This window comes from Pedobacter sp. TM02, from assembly GCF_059705275.1.
In genome coordinates this window covers 3,613,190-3,630,356 of record NZ_AP046530.1, presented here as the reverse complement: position 1 = coordinate 3,630,356, position 17,167 = coordinate 3,613,190, and the positions used below count along the sequence as shown (strand labels likewise).

Here is a 17,167-nt window from a genome sequence, read left to right as displayed (position 1 = left end):
CCACATCAGAAATGAAGAGTGGCTTTTGTTGGTATGCTTTGCCCACAAGCTAAGTGCATTGAAACCGTTGGCGAAGCACACCAATCTGAATGATGAAGAATATCAGGCGAAGCTTAGCCACATAAAAAAAGGAGCCGAATTCTCGGCTCCTTTCAAAACTAAAAGTATATAATTTGGGGAGTGTATTAATGATCCAAGTCGTACTCGTGTACGTCTTTATGGTCGTAAGGCTCTACCATCAGCTCCTCAATAGATTTGCCTTTTTTGTTGAAACCCAGTTTATCTAGCATCATATCGAAAATCAGGTAAACTACCGGTACAACAATCAGGGTCAAGAAGAGCGAACTGGTCAAGCCGCCTACAATAACCCAAGCCAAACCATTTTTCCATTCTGCACCGGCACCACTGGCCAATGCAATTGGAAGCATACCGAAAATCATGGCGATGGTCGTCATCAAAATCGGCCTTAAACGGGCGTGGTTGGCTAGCACCAAGGCCTCGATGGTCGATTTGCCTTCGGCTTTCATGTGGTTGGTAAAATCGACCAGGATAATCGCGTTTTTCGCCACCAAACCCATGAGCATGATCAAACCTAAAATGGTGAAGATACCGATCGAGTTGTTGGTCAAGGCTAGGGCCAAGAAGGCACCGATAAAGGCCAACGGCAACGAGAACATCACTACCAACGGATAGATAAAGCTATCGTAAAGCGCCACCATAATCAGGTATACCAAAATAACCGAGGCCAATAAGGCAATACCTAGGGTACCAAATCCTTCCGACTGGTTTTCTTGGTCGCCGGCCCAGGTATAGCTCACGCCAACTGGCGCTTTCAGCTTGCCGTTTTTCTGTAATTCTTCCAGTTTCTTTTGGAAATCGGCTACTACAGTTCCGGTAGGCCTACCAATAGATTGCGCTTTTACCGATACCGAAGTCGATTTGTTTAAACGCTCCAGCTGACTTGGTCCGGATCCTTCGGTAATGGTGGCAAACTGCGAAAGCTTAATCTGCTGTCCGGCGCCGTTTACAAAAATCAGGTTGCGCACGTCGTCTACGCTTTTGCGGTTGAAATCCTGGTATTGGATGTTGATGTCGTACTCGTACTCGCCTTTTCTGAACTTGCCATCGGTGTTACCGCTAAATGCAGTCTGCATGGTTCCACCTACGGTTTGCAGGGTTAGGCCCAAGGCCGACATTTTATCGCGGTCTACTTTGACGTTGATTTCTGGTGTTCCTTTTTCTACCGATAATTTAATCTCGGTCGCACCCGGAATGCCCGCCAGTACTTTTTGGGCACCTTCGGCATATTTCAAGGCACTATCCAAATCAGAGCCCATAACCACCAGCTGGATAGGTGCATTTTCGGCGATACCCAAAATACTGATCGGAACGGTTTTTACTTTGGCGCCCACCAGTTCTTTGGCTAAGGCACGGCTCATTTTGGTGGCAAAAATATCAGATGATACCCCTTTGCGCTGGTCGCGTTCAACTAATTTTACGTTAATCTCCGATTTATAGGCCGTTGCCTGCGTGCCACCGAAATCGCCACTTGATTGGCCAACCGTTGTAATAAGTTGGGTAATTTCAGGCTGTTTCTGCAAGAAGGCTTCGGCTCTTTGGGTGTAAAAGTTGGTTTGCTCTAACGAAGCATCTTTGGGCAATTCGATCTGTACCAGGAATTCGCCCTTGTCTGATTTAGGGAAGAACTCGCTTCCGATAAATCCGGCTCCGGCTAAATACATGGCGCCAACAAATAGGATAACTACCGCAAAAATAGTGCGTCTTTTATGGTTTAGCGACCAGGTTAGGATAGAAGTAACCCAATGCGTGAATTTTTTGAGCTGTTTTTCGAACCATAAAATGAAACGGCCGAACATATTTTTGCCTTCGATACGCTCCAATTTACCGAACCTCGAGAAAAGCAAAGGCACAATGGTAAACGAAGCCACCAACGATAGCAAGGTGGCAATAATTACCACGATACAGAACTGGCGCAAAATGTTAGATACCAAACCGGTACTTACCGCAATAGGGAAGAATACCACTACGATTACGAAGGTAATGGAAACTACCGTAAAGCCGATTTCCCTCGTGGCATCTGAGGCTGCCCTCACTTTGTTTTTGCCCATTTCCATGTGGCGTTGGATGTTTTCCAGTACCACAATGGCATCATCCACCAAGATACCTACCACCAGAGACAGGCCCAAAAGCGACATCAGGTTGAGGGTAAAGCCAAAGAGGCTGATACCAATAAACGTAGCAATTAGGGAAGCCGGAATAGACACCATAACAATAACCGCGTTTCTGATGCTGTGCAAGAAGAAAAGCATCACGAAAGCCACTAGCACTACCGCCAGCATCAAATCGTGAATTACCGCATCTGCCGATTCGAGGGTAAAGATCGAACTGTCGTTTACGATCTTAATATCCAGATTATCGGCTTTGTATTCGGTTTTCAGCTTTTCGATAATGGCATGTACGCCTTTACTTACTTCTACCGCGTTGGCATCACTTTGTTTGATGATTTGGATCGCGATAGCCCCTTTACGGTTGATACGGGCCAGTTTCTCGGTTTCCTTTTGGGCATCCTGCACGTCGGCAACATCGCCAAGGCGGATTTGCGTACCGCTTTTGGTGGTGGTTAGCACCAAGTTGCGCATTTCGTCAATGCTTTGGTATTTTCCCGATAAACGGATCAATACATCTTGGTTCTGTGTTTTTACGCTTCCGGTAGGGAAATCGAGGTTCGACGATAAAATCATCTGTTGCACCTGAGGCACCGAAAGGCCATAGCCTTGGAGCTTGTTGGCATCTAAAGCTACTTGTATTTCGCGCTCAGAGCCACCAATCAGGTTTACCTGGGCAATACCATTTACCCTCGAAATTACGGGGGCAATCCGTTTGTCGATCAGGTCGTAAAAGGTAATATCGTCCATGTTGGCAGAGGCAGACATGGTGATTACCGGTAGATCGTCGAGCGAGAACTTGCTTAGCGAAGGCGTTTTTACGTCTTCGGGCAAATTGGCCAGAATGGCATTTACCTTACGTTGCGCATCGTTCAGGGCCACGTCTATATTAGCCTTGTCGGTTAGGGTAATGGTTACCGTAGACAAGCTTTCGAACGATACTGCGTTTATTTTTTTGATGTTCTCCATCGATGATACCGCATCCTCGATTTTCTTGGTTACGGTATTTTCTACTTCGTTTGGCGAAGCGCCGGGGTAGATGGTAGAAATGGATACTACGTTGTTGGAGAATTTTGGCAATAGCTCATAGCCCAACGAAAAGTAGCTCAATAGCCCCAGGAGGGTAAGTGCGGTAAAAACCACAATCACCAGCGAGGGCCTTTTTATGGATATGTCTGTAATCTTCATTTTGTTTTAATAATGCATACGTTTAGTGGCGCAAGCGATTTGTAAATGCAATTTTTAGCTTATTTAACAATGCTTACCGCAGTGCCGTCGGCCAAGTTGATCTGTCCGCTGGTAATTACGGTTTCGCCTGCAACCAAGCCATCCAAAATCTCCACGTTATCTCCCAAAATCCGGCCGCTTACCACATTGCGTACCTTGGCGGTATTGCTGGCTTTGTCTAACACAAAAACCTGATTGCTGCTTACGCTGCCCACGAACGAGGTACGTGGAATAAGGATGCTAGGCGCTTGTTGCGGGAAGTTGAAAACAGCTGTGCCGTACATGCCGGCCTTTAAGCTGTTTTTGGTGTTGTTGGCCACTTCGATTTCGATCGGGAAGTTCAAGGTTGCATCGGCTTTAGGCGCGATGAAAGTAATCTTGCCGCTGAATTTCTCAGTTGGGAAAATATTTGATTTGATATCGATGCGGTCGCCTAATTTAAGGTTGGCTACTTGTGCTTCGTTTACGTTTACTTTCAGTTTGAGTTTTGAAACGTCAACCAATTCGAACAACTGGGTACCTTGAGCGGTTACAAAAGCACCTACTTCAATATATTTTTTGTTAACGATACCGTTGATTGGCGATTTGATGCTGGCATCGTTCAGTCTTCTTTTCGAAGCCTGCAAGCGCAACTGTGCATTCCTGGTAGCCAATTTGGCTTGGTCAAGCTGTTGTTGGGTTACACCACCGGTTTGATACGAACTTTGATACCTGGCTTCGTCTTTCAACGCGTTTTGGTAGGCCGCTTCGGCTGTTTCCCTGTCGGTATTGATAATTTCGGCATCAATGCGGGCCAAAACCTGTCCTTTGCTTACGCGATCGCCTTCTTTGACGTAAATGGCGCTTACGCGACCAGCATTTTCAGAAAGGAAGTTCAATTCTTGGTTGGCGGCAAAGTTTCCGTTTGCATTAAAATCAAGGTCTACCACCTTTTTTTCTACAGTTGCCACGCGAACAGCTACCGCGCCGCCACCTTCGGCAATGAAGGCAGTTTTGGCGTCGTTCTTCTTTTTGTTGTTCTTAAGAACCAGGGCTATTGCCGCAAGGGCAGCAGCAATGACAACGATTATGATTATTACTCTTTTCATTTCTGTTATTGGACTAGCGATTTAATATTTCCGTTTGATTTGATTAATTGTATTTCGGCAATTTTATAATTTAATAATGCCTGTGTATAGCTGTTTTGGGCCTGGGTTAACGAGTTTTCTGTTTCCAGCAAATCGGTTAGCGAAGCCAGTCCGTTGTTATAGTTGTTCTGTGTGCTTTTGTAGATTTCCTGGGCCAGCTCGGCATTTTTGCGTTGCGCATTGATGGTAGCCAGGTTGTCGCGCAATTGGATTTTGGCATTTTCGTAGGCCAGGTTTAACGCGTTGGTGGTGTTAGTTCTGTCCTCCTTGGCCTTTTTGATGGCTACATCGGCCTGACGGACCTTAGAACGGGTTAGGAAGCCGTTAAAAATAGGTACCCTTAGTGTTAGTCCCACAGCCGAAGAGCCAAAACCAATAGCCGAACTGCTCGAGTTTAAAAAGTCGAAACTTTTGCTCTGGCTAGAATAGGTATAGTTGCCTGTTAAAGCCAATGTAGGGTAATATTCTGATACATAAGCTTTCCTTTGCAAAGACAAAAGCTTATCCTGATTGTCCAAAAGCTTAATTTCTGTACGGTTAGACAAGTCTACGGCATCTGCTAGCTGTGGCAAGGTACTTACCTGCGTAAGCTCGGTTGCCGGTAGGATGATTGGGGTAGCAACCGGCATGCCCATCGCGTATTTCAACTGGTTTTCCAATTGGGTAATCCCGTTAATCACCTGCTCTCTTTGGGTATTGAGGTTGGTGAGGTTTACCTTGATGCGGTCTACATCGATTTTTTTGGCCAAGCCGTTTTTATACTGAACGTTAACGATGTTTTCGACTACCTTCACATTTTTGATGTTGTTGTCAATTACTTCCAGTTGTTGCCTGGTTACCAATACCTGATAGTAGTTGTTGGCTACCAGTTCGATCAGCTGTTCTTCGGTTAATTGAGCGGTTAAGTTGTAGTATTCCTCGCTCGATTTCGCCGCCTGCAAGCCTGTGAAAACCTGTTGGTTAAACAGTTGTTGCGAGAGCTGAACGCCTGCCGACGAATTCCATTTCTGTCCGAACTTAAGCGTTTGCAACTGGCCACCAAAATCGACAACTTGTTGCCCGATAATGGGGTTGTAGGTTAAGCCGGCGGTGCCTGTAAGCTGAGGCAGGGCTTGTGCCCTTACTTCTTCCACCTTGTAGCGTCCGCCTTCAATATCCAATCGTGCCTTGCGCATGTTGCTGTTGTGCTGCAAAGCAAAGGTTAAGGCATCCTTTAGGGTAAGCTGCTGCTGCGCGTTTACCAATTGTGGCAAAACTGCGCCTGCGAGCAGGAGTAGGATGAGTTTTGCCTTTTTTATTCTAAGCATGTTATAATTGTTTTATTTTGGGTTTAATGAATTTAAATTTTAGTGGTGGCTGCCGGAGCCTCCGTCTTGAGTTTGAGCTTGCTGGCATAAATGTGCCCTAAGCCAGTTAAAGAGCATACGCCATATAAAAAATGTTCGGTAAGCTCTACCATAATCTGGGCAAGGTTGTATTTGTTCATGGTATATTGGTCATGCTGACTAAAAATAAGGTCAACCTGGTCAAGGCGCAGCTGCGTGAGGATATCGGTATTGATATCGTCGCGGTAAAGCCCTTCCTTGATGCCACGCTCCAGGTTTCTGTAAATCGTTTCGCGCAGAGTCTTTTCCTTGAACTCCCTAAATATCATCCAGGCTTTGGGATGGTATTTTTGCAGGTCGTAGAAAAGCTTGGGGTTCATATTGGCCAGCATCTCATTGGTACTGTTAATGGCGAAAAAAATCTCGTCAATAGCATTTTCCGAATTTTCGGCAGTGTCTTTTGCCATGCAATCCTGCGTACTGATCTTCTCGCTGATCAGAATAGTTACCAGTTCGTCCTTGTCGCTAAAATGGCGATAGATCGTTTTTTTAGACATGCCCAAATGTTTGGCAATATCGTCCATGGTTACACTTTTAAAGCCAAATTGGCAAAAAAGCTTGTCTGCTTCTGCAATGATGTATTCTCTAACTTCCAACTTTCACCTTTCAAATAATGGCGCAAAACTATGGAAACTTTTTTTAATTCCAAAGTTTCCTTATTAAAATTTTTATTTCCTCGATGAGGGTCAAGTCTGTATTTAATTCCATGAAGCAAAAAAAGGCAATTGCCAAACACTGGTCTAGCTTTTTTCGGTGAACGGAGGATTTGAACAGGTGAAAAGAGGAGTTCGTTAGGTTCGGTGCTAGCGGGTTCGGCCTTGACGGCTTCTCCCTAAGTGTTGACGGCCGCAATTCAGGCTCGCCTTCCTGTTAAAAAAACAACCGAACCGCAAGCCGAACCGGTTTTTTGCTTTAAGCTTTTTCTTATCTTCGAAACTATAAAAAAAGCAAGATGAAAAAAGGAAGAACAGAAGCGTTTAGCGATGGCGTAATTGCCATTATCATTACCATTATGGTGTTGGAACTCAAGGTGCCCCATGAGAAAAGCGAACTGAAAGACTTGGTACCCTTGTTGCCTGTTTTTTTAAGTTACGTACTCAGTTTTATTTATGTGGGTATTTATTGGAACAACCACCATCATATGTTTACGGCCGTAAACCGGGTAAACGGAGCGGTGCTTTGGGCCAACCTGCATCTGCTTTTTTGGCTGAGCATGATTCCCTTTGCCACTGCATGGATGGGCGAAAACCATTTCGCTGCCGCGCCGGTTGCCGTTTACGGAGGCGTTTTGTTGATGAATTCTATCGCTTATTTTATACTGATGTCGGTACTGGTGAAGCACCATGGTAACGAATCGTTGTTGGCCAAAGCCGTAGGCAGCGATTTGAAAGGCAAGCTCTCTACGGCCTGTTATATTTTAGCGATCCCGTTGGCGTATGTTTCGACCTGGATTTCAGGTGGCCTTTTTGTACTCGTAGCCCTGATTTGGCTTATTCCAGATCGCAGGATCGAAAATGTGGTACGCGAAGTGGAAGACGAAGTTTAACGCGTCGGCCTTTTTGTATACCTTTGCTGTCTAATCTAAAACCATGTCCATTTTTCAAGAAAACGTATCCTTAAAGTCGTACAATACTTTTGGCATCGAGGTAAAGGCCCGCTACTTTGTGGCCGTTGCCAGCGAAGACGAGCTGCAGGCTGTATTTGCCGATCCTCTGGCTAAAACACAAAGGCTTCTGGTGATGGGTGGCGGCAGCAACATGCTGTTTACGCACGATTTTGATGGATTAGTAGTTAAAATGGATATTCAGGGCATTAGCCATGAAATAGCAGGTGGCCAAGTAAGCGTAAGTGCCGGCGGAGGCGTAGTATGGAATGATTTGGTTAACTATTGCGTAAGCCATGGTTTTGCCGGATTGGAGAATCTCAGCCTGATTCCGGGCACGGTAGGGGCGTCGCCTATCCAGAATATCGGGGCTTATGGGGTAGAGCTGAAAGATGTTTTTGCGTGGTGCACCGCCTTCGAAATCGCAACCGGCCAAATCAAAACCTTTGGTTATGCCGATTGTGCGTTTGGCTATCGCGATAGCATCTTCAAAAATGCACTTAAAGGCCAGTTCATCATTACTAAAGTAGGCTTTAACCTGAGCCAAACTGCACAGTTGCACACACATTATGGCGCCATTAATGCCGAATTGGAAAAAAGAAATATCGTTGATCCGAGCATCGCCGATGTTTCGGCGGTGGTTTCTCACATCAGGGTAAGCAAGCTCCCCGATCCCAAAACGATTGGCAACGCGGGTAGTTTCTTTAAAAACCCGGTAATTGAACCCGAGCAATTTAAGCAACTTGTCCAAAAATTCCCCGAAGTGGTGCATTATCCGGTAGCCGAGGGCAAAATCAAGTTGGCTGCGGGCTGGCTCATCGAGCAATGCGGCTTTAAAGGTATGGTAGTGGGGCGTACCGGTACCTGGAAAAACCAGGCCTTGGTTTTGGTAAACCATGGCGGGGCCAGCGGACAGGAAGTGTATGATTTTTCAGAACAAATCATTCAGGCTGTACAGGCCAAGTTTGGCGTGGCGCTGGAGCGCGAGGTAAATATTTTGTGACAAGGCTGTTTCTGTTTCATTAGGTAAGTTTTTTTAAAAAATTAGATCGAGGTCATTTTTTTGGTATCATAGTTGTACGACAAAGGTCGATATAAACAGTTGGCGAACCACTCTCCAAAGCTTCTGTTTCTTTTTAAAACTTAAAACCTAAAAACTATGACACAGCTTCAATTTAACCACCAATTGCATGATTATTCTGGCTCATTACAGTCATTTGCTTTAAATTTTACAAAAGATATCGAAGATGCTAATGATTTGGTGCAGGATACGCTGCTTAAAGCGGTTACTTATTACAGCAAATTTAAAGAGGGAACTAATTTAAAAGGGTGGTTGTTTACCATTATGCGCAATACGTTTATCAACAACTACAGGCGCATGGTAAAAACGAATACCCTGATTACGCAAAGCGAAGACATTTCTTCGGCTAACCTGCATTACAGCGCAACCCGAAATGCCGTGGAGAGCAAATTTGTGTTGGGCGATATCCACAAGGCCTTGGCCACCTTGCAACCCGAGTACTACGTGCCTTTCATCAAATACTTCGAAGGCTATAAATACCATGAAATTGCCGAAGAGCTGGACATTCCTATTGGTACGGTAAAAACCCGTATCCATGTGGCCAGGGGCATTTTAAAGAAATACCTGAAAACATATGCCAAAGACATGGCTGCAACAGAGGTCTAAATACCTATCAAAACACGAAAAGGCTCCAATATTTGGGGCCTTTTTTTGTTAAACCTGTTGCCACAGAAAAAAGATATGTGTTAAACGCGGGCAAAATCCTACTTTTGGCTATCGGAAATTAAACCCATTTGCATGAAGAACCTGTTTCTATGTCTTGATATTTTTCTTTTTCTAGCTCCTTGGACGTTCTGTCTGGATAGCAAGGCATTTAGGCTCAAAAAACTGAACAACGCTGCTGTTCCGGCAGTGGTGGCCGGTATTGTTTTTTCGGCAATCGGAGTTATTTTCAATATTTTTGGCATCTGGCAATTTAACGCTGAGTTTGTGGTCGGTGTCTACTATCGGGGCGTTCCGCTAGAGTTTTTTCTTTTCTGTTTCGGCTTTAGTTTTTTGGGCATCAATGTTTACCAATACCTCAATGCCCGGTTCCCTAAAAACAACCTGCAGCAGTTTAGCCTAACCGTAAGCAACCTGGTACTGGGGCTTTGTATAGCCTTTGGCTTTTTTGGCCACAGCCATTGGTATACAATCGTGGTTTTTGCGCTCTTGTTTGTCTTGTTGCTTTATATCGAATACCTCAACAAAATCAGGTTTATGTATCGTTTTTACCGGGCCTATCTGGTTTGTTTGCTACCTTTTTATATCTGCTTTGGCATTATGGGCAAATTGCCCATCCTGTTCTATAATAGCAAGGAAACCTTGGGTATCAATATGGTTGATATTCCGCTGGAAAGCCATTTTTATATCATGGCCATGCTTTTGCTGGGCGTATATTTATTGGAGTTTTTTGGCAAAAGGGTCGCCAAATAATGGAGCTGCCAACTTATACCAGATCGCAGCTTGCCTTACGCAATGGACAGGATAAGCCCCAGATTTGGGTTGCCTATAAGGGTTTGATTTACGATGTGGGCGAAAGTCGGCTGTGGAAAAACGGCAAGCACTATGAACATTGGGCTGGGCAGGACCTGACCGCCGAATTGGCCGACGCACCACATACAGAAACTGTTTTTGAGAAATTTACTGTGGTGGGCGTGTTGAAGTGAAAAAAGTTGAAAGTGCAAAGTGAAAAGTTGAAAGCTAATCATTAGACCAACTTTCAACTCTTAACTTCATTACTCCTGAATAATCTCGAAACTGCTTAGGTTGACAAACTGTTGCAGGCGTTCGGCAATGGCTTTTTTGTCGAGCTCCAATAAGCGTTCGATGCCGAATTTTTCTACGCAGAAAGAAGCAAGGGCCGAACCGTAAATCAAGGCATTTTTCATATTGTTGAAGTTTACGGTGCCTACTTGGGCCAGGTAGCCGATAAAGCCTCCGGCAAAAGTGTCGCCGGCACCGGTTGGATCAAATACATCGGCCAGTGGCAGGGCAGGAGCCGAGAAGATCTTGTCTTCGTGGAACAATAATGCGCCGTGCTCACCTTTTTTGATGATGAGGTATTTTGGGCCCATGGTCAGGATTTTATTGGCGGCTTTTACCAAAGAGTATTCACCTGATAATTGGCGGGCTTCAGAATCGTTAATGGTCAATACGTCGATCATTTTAATGGTCTCCAAAAGATCATCCATCATAATGTCCATCCAAAAGTTCATGGTATCTAATACAATTAGTTTCGGGCGGTTTTTTAAGCGCTTGATTACAGTTTGTTGGATTTGCGGCGTTAAGTTGCCCAGCATCAAATACTCACAGTCCTGATAACTGTCGGGGATGATCGGGTCGAAATTTTCCAGCACGTTCAGTTCGGTAACCAAAGTGTCGCGGCTGTTCATGTCGTTGTGGTATTTGCCGCTCCAAAAGAAGGATTTTTCGCCTTCCTTAACCTGTAGGCCTTCGGTATCAACACCATGCTGGTTCAGGATATTGATATTGTCTTGTCCGAAATCATCACCAACAACGGCTACAATTTTGGTCTTGTTATAGAAGTAAGAAGCAGCTAAACTGGCATAAGTAGCGGCGCCACCTACAATTTTATCTGTTTTTCCGAAAGGGGTCTCCAGGGCATCGAAAGCCACAGTACCTATGATTATCAGGCTCATATCTGTTAAGTTGTAATTTTTTTTAAAATTTTTTCACTGCAAATATTGCATAAATAATTTAAAAGCCCTAATATTGCATTCCCAAAACGAACAGGGGTATATGTTCAAAGCATATGCAACAAGGCGTTTTTGGATAACCGGTACTCCCGAATAGCTCAGCCGGTTAGAGCATCTGACTGTTAATCAGAGGGTCGCTGGTTCGAGCCCAGCTTCGGGAGCAAAGCCTCTAGCGAAATCGTTAGAGGCTTTTCTGTTTTTTGATGTTTTTTTTAAACCATGTTGATCAGCTCTTCACGCAGATTTATGGTTCTAGCCAATGTCCGCACATCATACGGTGTAAAGCCTCAAAAATTTCAAAGCCGCTTTAGTTTAAATACCTGCTCTAAAAAGAAATAAATGAAATCAATATACTTTTCTACTTACTCTTCAGGAATAATTATGCCTTTGGCTTGGTTTGGGTGAACGATGGCATAATAGTTTGTTGCAGCTAGATCATTAGAGAAATATGTAATCTCCCTTGCATTATAAATTCCTACATTTACTACATATGGAAAATCTTGAACAAATTGAAGAGTTTAAGTCGTCGCCTGAACTAATTGCTAAATTGTATCAGAACAGCATCCTGAAAAAATATAAGGCTGGCGGTATTATTCTGAACGAAAATGCCTACATCCGAGCCATTCCTATTGTGATCAAAGGAAGTATGAAAGTCATACGAACGGAAGAAGACGGCAGAGAGATTTTATTGTATTATATCAAAGCTGGCGAAAGTTGCATCATGTCGTTTTTAGGCGGTATGCACAACGAAACCAGCAAAGTAAAAGCCGAAGTAGAAGAAGATGCCGAGATTTTGTTTCTTCCGATAGATAAGGTTTCTCTTTTTATCAAAGAATATCCACAATGGCTAGACTATATTTTCCGCTTGTACCATAAACGTTTTGAAGAACTCTTGGAAATTGTAAATGCCATTGCCTTTAAGAAAGTGGATGAAAGGTTGCTAAACCTGCTGCATAAGAAAGCTGAATTAACCCATAACAAGACCATTATCATTACACACGAACAGTTGGCAAACGAATTGGGTACCGCACGAGTGGTCATTTCTCGCCTATTGAAACAATTGGAAGACCATGGTGTAGTGCAGTTAGGCAGAAATAAAATTATCCTTGTGTAACTAAAGTAACCGTAGCCGGGTTTGATTTGAGCTAGCTTTGAAATTATCAAATCAGGGCAATGGAAATTACAGGCTATTTGGCTTCAATACTTATCGGCATTTCACTCGGACTAATTGGCGGCGGTGGCAGTATTTTAACGGTGCCCGTATTGGTTTACCTGTTTAGCGTCGATACCGTTTTGGCAACTACCTACTCGCTTTTTGTAGTGGGCTCTACCAGTTTAGTGGGCTCTGCATCCTATTTTAAAAAAGGATTTATAGCTGGTAAAACCGCGCTGTTTTTTGGTGTCCCCTCAATAATCGCTGTTTTTTTAACCCGTCACTACATTCTTCCTGCCATTCCTGAACATGTAATGAATGTTGGAGATCTTGAAATTAGCAGATCTGTTTTGCTCATGGTATTTTTCGCGTTGCTCATGGTTTTCGCCTCCTACAGCATGATCAGGAAGGGCAGGGAAAAGAGCGATGCAATGACTAAACCTGCCAACACGGCCTGGATAATTGGGCAAGGTGTGATTGTTGGTATGGTTACCGGACTTATTGGTGCAGGTGGCGGTTTTCTAATCATTCCTGCATTGGTTAACCTTTTAAAATTGCCCATAAAAACGGCAATTGGCACTTCCTTGATTATCATTGCCGTAAACTCATTAATAGGCTTTAGTTTTTCATTGGGCCATTATCCAATAGATTGGCAATTTCTGCTTGCCGTAACCCTGTTTGCGACGGTAGGGATTTTTATTGGGGCGTATTTATCAACTAAGATAGATGGCAAAAAATTAAAGCCTGCATTCGGCTGGTTTGTGCTGGTAATGGGTATTTATATCCTAATTAAAGAAACGATATTGAAATAATCCCGCTTATGTAACCAAAGTAGCTGTACAGAAAAATTGAGCGTAGCACCTTTGTAAATAAAATCTAACATTATGTTTTTTCAACACGTATATGATAAGAGCTTAGCCCAAGCAAGCTTTCTAATTGGTTGCCAAGCTAAAGGCGAGGCCATTGTAATTGATGCACAACGTGATATGGATGTGTATCTTGAAATTGCGGCACAAAACAATCTTAAAATTACGCACATTACCGAAACCCATATCCATGCCGATTTCCTGACAGGATCAAGAGAGTTGGCCGCGGTAACTGGTGCCCAACTCTACTTATCGGACGAAGGCGGTTCAGATTGGCAATATCAATTCGATCACATCGGATTAAAACATGGCGATCAAATTCAGGTGGGCAACCTCACATTCGAGGTGTTGCATACACCTGGGCATACGCCAGAAAGTATCAGTTTTTTATTGACCGATCATCCAGCGACTACCGAACCTGTAATGATTTTTACCGGAGATTTTGTTTTTGTTGGAGATATTGGTCGCCCTGATTTATTGGAAAAAGCAGCGGGGTTAATTGGCACGCAGGAAAAGGGTGCAAAGCAAATGTACGAATCTATTCGGCGTTTTGCCGAACTGCCCGCATTTGTGCAGGTTTGGCCCGGCCACGGTGCAGGTTCTGCTTGTGGTAAGGCTTTGGGCGCTGTGCCAAGCTCAACCGTAGGATATGAAAAACTAAGAAATTGGGCCTTCCAATACCTAAATGACGAGAAGGGATTTGTAGACTATTTATTGGCTGGACAACCTGAGCCTCCAAAATACTTTGCCATGATGAAGTACTTGAACAAGGTAAGCCGTCCGCTTTTGGTCGAAATACCGAAGCACCCCGAACTAAGTTCAGCACAATTTTTACAGGCGTATAAGGATGGGATCAAAGTCATCGACACACGTAACAAAGTAGATTTTGCCAAAGGTTTTATTCCTGGCAGTATCAACATCCAGCATAATAACAGCCTATCCACCTGGGCAGGGTGGTTCTTAAATTACCAAGAGCAATTTATCTTGGTTGCCAAAGCTGATGAAATGGAGGAAATTACCAGAAAACTCATGAGAATTGGCCTAGACAATAGCTATGGCTTCGTCAATGGTGTTGGAGGTTTAGGCCTTGAGCTACAAACTGCCGATGTAATTGACCTGGAAACATTTAAAGCCTATGTAGGCCTGGATAATGTACAAATTGTGGATGTACGTGGTTTAACCGAATATAATGAGGGGCATATTGAGGGCGCAGTACATGTATTTGTGGGTACGCTACAAGATAATTTGGATAAAATTAGCAGGGATAAACAAGTAATTATCCATTGCCAAAGTGGCGACAGGTCTGCAATTGCCTACTCTATTTTGAAGAGAAACGGCTTTGGTATGGTCAAGAACTATTCGGGCGGTATGAAGGAATGGGTTGCTAACGAAGGTAAAACAATATAAAATGGGACTTTTTTCATTGCTGTTTGGTACTCCAGACAACACCATATTAGCTGAAACAATTAATAACGGAGCATTTTTGGTAGATGTTCGTAGTCCTGAAGAGTTTGCTTCGGGCAGTGTAAAAGGTGCGGTGAACATCCCTTTGGATAGTTTGCAAAAGCAATTGGCCAAATTGAAGGGCAAACAAAATATTGTGGTGTTTTGCAGAAGCGGAAACAGGAGTAATATGGCGAAGCGCATATTGGCACAAAATGGATATCCACAAGTGGTAGATGGCGGGGCCCTGCAAAATGTAAACAAGGCACTAGCAAACAGGTAAAATCAAACGTTCAAGCATTATTAACCTTATTTAAAAGTAAAACGATGAAAAAAAACATGGGGAACGCCGACAAAACATTACGCATCATGAGTGCTATTGTTATTGCAGCTTTGTACTTCACAAATGTGATTTCGGGAACTGCAGCTATTATTTTGGGCATAATTGCCTTGGCATTTGTCCTCACTTCGTTGATGGGCTTTTGCCCACTTTATTTTCCGTTTAACATCAGTACAACCAAGAATAAAAATTAAACAATGAAAGCGGTCGTTTTGAAAAACTGGAATATGATGCGTATGCTGCGCTTAGTAATAGGTATATTTATCATATCGCAAGGTATATTAGCCCAAGAATGGGCACTAATTGCAATGGGCAGTGTTTTTTCGGTATTAGCAGTCCTTAACATAGGTTGCTGTGATAGGTGTTTGCCTAACACACCAAAAGCCAGGAACCATAAGTCTGTTGCAGCAAAAGAAATTACCTTCGAGGAGGTAAAGTGAAAGACAAAAAACAAATGATATGACTTTTCAAGAAATCATCAATCAAGATAAACCGGTTTTAGTAGATTTTTTTGCGGAATGGTGTGGCCCATGCAAAATGATGGCCCCTATGTTGGAAGATCTAAAAAAACGGGTAAGCGATAAAGCTAGCATCATTAAAATTGATGTAGACAAAAATCAAAATGCCGCAGCCGCCTACCGCGTAAGTGGCGTTCCAACACTCATTTTATTCAAAAAAGGAGAAATACGATGGCGACAATCGGGGGTGGTACCGGTTTCTGATTTAGAGAAATTAATCAACGAAAACCTATAATATGACGGAATTTTTAAAACAGCCCTGGCCTTGGTACATCGCTGGGCCGTTAATAGGATTAACTGTGCCTGCGCTTTTGATATTAGGTAATAAATCTTTTGGGATTAGTTCGTCATTAAGACATATATGTGCCTCGTGCTTTCCTGCTAACATCCCGTTTTTTACCTACGATTGGAAAAAAGAAGTTTGGAATTTGGTTTTTGTGTTCGGTATATTTTTGGGTGGCGCAATTGCCATTAATTTTTTACCGAACCCCAATCCTATTGACATCAATCCGAAACTGGCTAGTGAATTAGCAGGTTATGGAATTACTAATTATGATCATCTGGTGCCAACCGATGTAATGAGCTGGGCATCATTGCTTACCCTTCGAGGCTTCCTACTCATGATTATAGGTGGTTTTTTGGTGGGTTTTGGTACTCGTTACGCTGGTGGTTGTACCAGTGGACATGCCATTATGGGCCTTTCTAATCTGCAATGGCCTTCATTAATCGCAACAATGAGCTTTATGGTAGGTGGACTGATCATGGCCAACCTAATTCTACCCCATATTTTATCTCTTTAAAAAATTATTATGCAGCAAAGTACAAATACAGATTTTGAAGTACGTTCTTTGGACGCCATGTGCGTTAACGAAAGTCATTTGGCACATCGGTGGTATCATAATATAAAATACTTGGTTGTAGGGGTGTTGTTTGGTGTGGTTTTCGTTAAGTCGGAGGTGGTTAGTTGGTTTCGCATCCAAGAAATGTTCCGCTTGCAATCGTTTCACATGTACGGCATTATTGGTAGTGCTATAGCGGTAGGTATGATTTCAGTTTGGCTCATCAAGAAATTCAACATCAAAACCATATATGGCGAGACCATCGAACTTCACCCCAAAACCTTCAATAAGGGCCAGATATATGGTGGGTTGCTATTCGGCTTAGGCTGGGCAACTACAGGCGCCTGTCCAGGTCCGTTATTTGCACAAATTGGCACTGGGGCAACCGTAATTGTAGTTACGCTTTTAAGTGCCATTGCGGGCACTTGGGTATACGGTTGGCTAAGGGATAAATTGCCACATTAAGTTTATGCTTTTTTGCAGCCTTTCATGTGGCATGTTAATCCATATTAAATCAAGTTGAAGCTTGCTGGATTTTTTACTGCTGCCTGCCTAACTCACATTGTTAGCAAATAACAGCAACGAATCAATTTGCGGAAGCGCCTGAAAAATTCATTATTGCTGATGATACCAAGATAACTAAGAATCTCAATTTTATTCAAATTGCTCTATATACTCCTCACAAGCAGATCTATTATCA

Annotated in this window: 17 protein-coding genes, 1 tRNA gene and 1 pseudogene; 14 read left to right on the top strand and 5 right to left on the bottom strand. The window is 43.4% G+C overall.

Annotation, left to right across the window (positions count from 1 at the left end):
• Positions 1 to 185: 185 nt before the first annotated feature.
• Genes AC6H1S_RS15590 through AC6H1S_RS15575 form a run of 4 tightly spaced genes read right to left on the bottom strand, consistent with a single transcriptional unit; the run spans position 186 to position 6,521 of the window.
• Positions 186 to 3,374 (bottom strand): efflux RND transporter permease subunit, encoded by a 3,189-nt coding sequence (locus tag AC6H1S_RS15590; RefSeq protein ID WP_199137774.1) that lies wholly within the window; start codon positions 3,372 to 3,374, stop codon positions 186 to 188.
• 59 nt (positions 3,375 to 3,433) lie between these two features.
• Positions 3,434 to 4,501 carry an efflux RND transporter periplasmic adaptor subunit gene (locus AC6H1S_RS15585; protein ID WP_497564202.1) on the bottom strand — a complete coding sequence of 356 codons (1,068 nt, stop codon included), beginning with the start codon at positions 4,499 to 4,501 and terminating at the stop codon, positions 3,434 to 3,436.
• 5 nt (positions 4,502 to 4,506) lie between these two features.
• Positions 4,507 to 5,847, bottom strand: a complete 1,341-nt coding sequence (locus AC6H1S_RS15580; protein ID WP_497564201.1) for a TolC family protein — start codon at positions 5,845 to 5,847, stop codon at positions 4,507 to 4,509.
• A gap of 32 nt (positions 5,848 to 5,879) precedes the next feature.
• Entirely contained in the window at positions 5,880 to 6,521 is a 642-nt protein-coding gene (locus AC6H1S_RS15575) for a TetR/AcrR family transcriptional regulator (protein ID WP_497564200.1), read from the bottom strand.
• Between the two features lie 356 nt (positions 6,522 to 6,877).
• Here AC6H1S_RS15575 and AC6H1S_RS15570 point away from each other — a divergent pair, with 356 nt between their 5' ends.
• The 5 genes from AC6H1S_RS15570 (at position 6,878) to AC6H1S_RS15550 (ending at position 10,258) form a co-directional block, all read left to right on the top strand.
• On the top strand, positions 6,878 to 7,471 hold the full coding sequence (locus AC6H1S_RS15570; RefSeq protein ID WP_199137770.1) for a TMEM175 family protein: 594 nt from the start codon (positions 6,878 to 6,880) through the stop codon (positions 7,469 to 7,471).
• Between the two features lie 43 nt (positions 7,472 to 7,514).
• Complete coding sequence (gene murB / locus AC6H1S_RS15565; RefSeq protein ID WP_497564199.1) at positions 7,515 to 8,531, top strand: UDP-N-acetylmuramate dehydrogenase; 1,017 nt, start codon at positions 7,515 to 7,517, stop codon at positions 8,529 to 8,531.
• A 156-nt stretch (positions 8,532 to 8,687) separates the two neighbouring features.
• On the top strand, positions 8,688 to 9,215 hold the full coding sequence (locus AC6H1S_RS15560; protein ID WP_199137766.1) for an RNA polymerase sigma factor: 528 nt from the start codon (positions 8,688 to 8,690) through the stop codon (positions 9,213 to 9,215).
• Between the two features lie 132 nt (positions 9,216 to 9,347).
• Positions 9,348 to 10,025: a lycopene cyclase domain-containing protein gene (locus tag AC6H1S_RS15555; RefSeq protein ID WP_497564198.1), complete on the top strand. Its 678-nt coding sequence runs from the start codon at positions 9,348 to 9,350 to the stop codon at positions 10,023 to 10,025.
• On the top strand, positions 10,025 to 10,258 hold the full coding sequence (locus AC6H1S_RS15550) for a cytochrome b5 domain-containing protein (protein ID WP_497564197.1): 234 nt from the start codon (positions 10,025 to 10,027) through the stop codon (positions 10,256 to 10,258). The genes AC6H1S_RS15555 and AC6H1S_RS15550 overlap by 1 nt, the downstream gene beginning before the upstream one ends.
• A 69-nt stretch (positions 10,259 to 10,327) precedes the next feature.
• Here the strand turns inward: AC6H1S_RS15550 and AC6H1S_RS15545 are convergent, their stop codons facing one another.
• Complete coding sequence (locus AC6H1S_RS15545) at positions 10,328 to 11,251, bottom strand: PfkB family carbohydrate kinase (protein WP_199137759.1); 924 nt, start codon at positions 11,249 to 11,251, stop codon at positions 10,328 to 10,330.
• 144 nt (positions 11,252 to 11,395) lie between these two features.
• Between AC6H1S_RS15545 and AC6H1S_RS15540 the strand changes: the two genes are divergently transcribed.
• The 9 genes and pseudogenes from AC6H1S_RS15540 to AC6H1S_RS15500 all read left to right on the top strand — a co-directional run bounded on the left by AC6H1S_RS15540 (position 11,396) and on the right by AC6H1S_RS15500 (position 16,932).
• Positions 11,396 to 11,469, top strand: a tRNA-Asn gene (locus AC6H1S_RS15540).
• A 329-nt stretch (positions 11,470 to 11,798) separates the two neighbouring features.
• Entirely contained in the window at positions 11,799 to 12,422 is a 624-nt protein-coding gene (locus AC6H1S_RS15535) for a Crp/Fnr family transcriptional regulator (RefSeq protein WP_497564196.1), read from the top strand.
• Between the two features lie 59 nt (positions 12,423 to 12,481).
• Positions 12,482 to 13,273, top strand: coding sequence for a sulfite exporter TauE/SafE family protein (locus AC6H1S_RS15530; RefSeq protein ID WP_497564195.1), 792 nt, complete (start codon positions 12,482 to 12,484; stop codon positions 13,271 to 13,273).
• Between the two features lie 72 nt (positions 13,274 to 13,345).
• On the top strand, positions 13,346 to 14,734 hold the full coding sequence (locus AC6H1S_RS15525; RefSeq protein WP_497564194.1) for an MBL fold metallo-hydrolase: 1,389 nt from the start codon (positions 13,346 to 13,348) through the stop codon (positions 14,732 to 14,734).
• A 1-nt stretch (position 14,735) separates the two neighbouring features.
• A complete protein-coding gene (locus AC6H1S_RS15520) occupies positions 14,736 to 15,053 on the top strand; it encodes a rhodanese-like domain-containing protein (RefSeq protein ID WP_497564193.1) in 318 nt (105 codons plus the stop codon).
• 44 nt (positions 15,054 to 15,097) lie between these two features.
• Positions 15,098 to 15,304 carry a YgaP family membrane protein gene (locus AC6H1S_RS15515; RefSeq protein ID WP_199141984.1) on the top strand — a complete coding sequence of 69 codons (207 nt, stop codon included), beginning with the start codon at positions 15,098 to 15,100 and terminating at the stop codon, positions 15,302 to 15,304.
• Between the two features lie 262 nt (positions 15,305 to 15,566).
• Positions 15,567 to 15,863, top strand: a pseudogene (gene trxA, locus AC6H1S_RS15510) (thioredoxin); the annotation flags it as partial.
• A 1-nt stretch (position 15,864) separates the two neighbouring features.
• Positions 15,865 to 16,428 carry a YeeE/YedE family protein gene (locus AC6H1S_RS15505; protein WP_497564192.1) on the top strand — a complete coding sequence of 188 codons (564 nt, stop codon included), beginning with the start codon at positions 15,865 to 15,867 and terminating at the stop codon, positions 16,426 to 16,428.
• A gap of 9 nt (positions 16,429 to 16,437) precedes the next feature.
• Positions 16,438 to 16,932, top strand: coding sequence for a DUF6691 family protein (locus tag AC6H1S_RS15500; RefSeq protein WP_497564191.1), 495 nt, complete (start codon positions 16,438 to 16,440; stop codon positions 16,930 to 16,932).
• Positions 16,933 to 17,167 lie beyond the last annotated feature (235 nt).

Bases quoted from the DNA above. Each gene is read 5' to 3' on its own strand.
- AC6H1S_RS15535 (WP_497564196.1), top strand. From the start codon at position 11,799: ATGGAAAATCTTGAACAAATTGAAGAGTTTAAGTCGTCGCCTGAACTA.
- murB (WP_497564199.1), top strand. From the start codon at position 7,515: ATGTCCATTTTTCAAGAAAACGTATCCTTAAAGTCGTACAATACTTTT.
- AC6H1S_RS15550 (WP_497564197.1), top strand. From the start codon at position 10,025: ATGGAGCTGCCAACTTATACCAGATCGCAGCTTGCCTTACGCAATGGA.
- AC6H1S_RS15525 (WP_497564194.1), top strand. From the start codon at position 13,346: ATGTTTTTTCAACACGTATATGATAAGAGCTTAGCCCAAGCAAGCTTT.
- AC6H1S_RS15585 (WP_497564202.1), bottom strand. From the start codon at position 4,501: ATGAAAAGAGTAATAATCATAATCGTTGTCATTGCTGCTGCCCTTGCG.
- AC6H1S_RS15500 (WP_497564191.1), top strand. From the start codon at position 16,438: ATGCAGCAAAGTACAAATACAGATTTTGAAGTACGTTCTTTGGACGCC.
- AC6H1S_RS15580 (WP_497564201.1), bottom strand. From the start codon at position 5,847: ATGCTTAGAATAAAAAAGGCAAAACTCATCCTACTCCTGCTCGCAGGC.
- AC6H1S_RS15570 (WP_199137770.1), top strand. From the start codon at position 6,878: ATGAAAAAAGGAAGAACAGAAGCGTTTAGCGATGGCGTAATTGCCATT.
- AC6H1S_RS15505 (WP_497564192.1), top strand. From the start codon at position 15,865: ATGACGGAATTTTTAAAACAGCCCTGGCCTTGGTACATCGCTGGGCCG.
- AC6H1S_RS15555 (WP_497564198.1), top strand. From the start codon at position 9,348: ATGAAGAACCTGTTTCTATGTCTTGATATTTTTCTTTTTCTAGCTCCT.
- AC6H1S_RS15530 (WP_497564195.1), top strand. From the start codon at position 12,482: ATGGAAATTACAGGCTATTTGGCTTCAATACTTATCGGCATTTCACTC.
- AC6H1S_RS15590 (WP_199137774.1), bottom strand. From the start codon at position 3,374: ATGAAGATTACAGACATATCCATAAAAAGGCCCTCGCTGGTGATTGTG.
- AC6H1S_RS15545 (WP_199137759.1), bottom strand. From the start codon at position 11,251: ATGAGCCTGATAATCATAGGTACTGTGGCTTTCGATGCCCTGGAGACC.
- AC6H1S_RS15520 (WP_497564193.1), top strand. From the start codon at position 14,736: ATGGGACTTTTTTCATTGCTGTTTGGTACTCCAGACAACACCATATTA.
- AC6H1S_RS15515 (WP_199141984.1), top strand. From the start codon at position 15,098: ATGAAAAAAAACATGGGGAACGCCGACAAAACATTACGCATCATGAGT.
- AC6H1S_RS15560 (WP_199137766.1), top strand. From the start codon at position 8,688: ATGACACAGCTTCAATTTAACCACCAATTGCATGATTATTCTGGCTCA.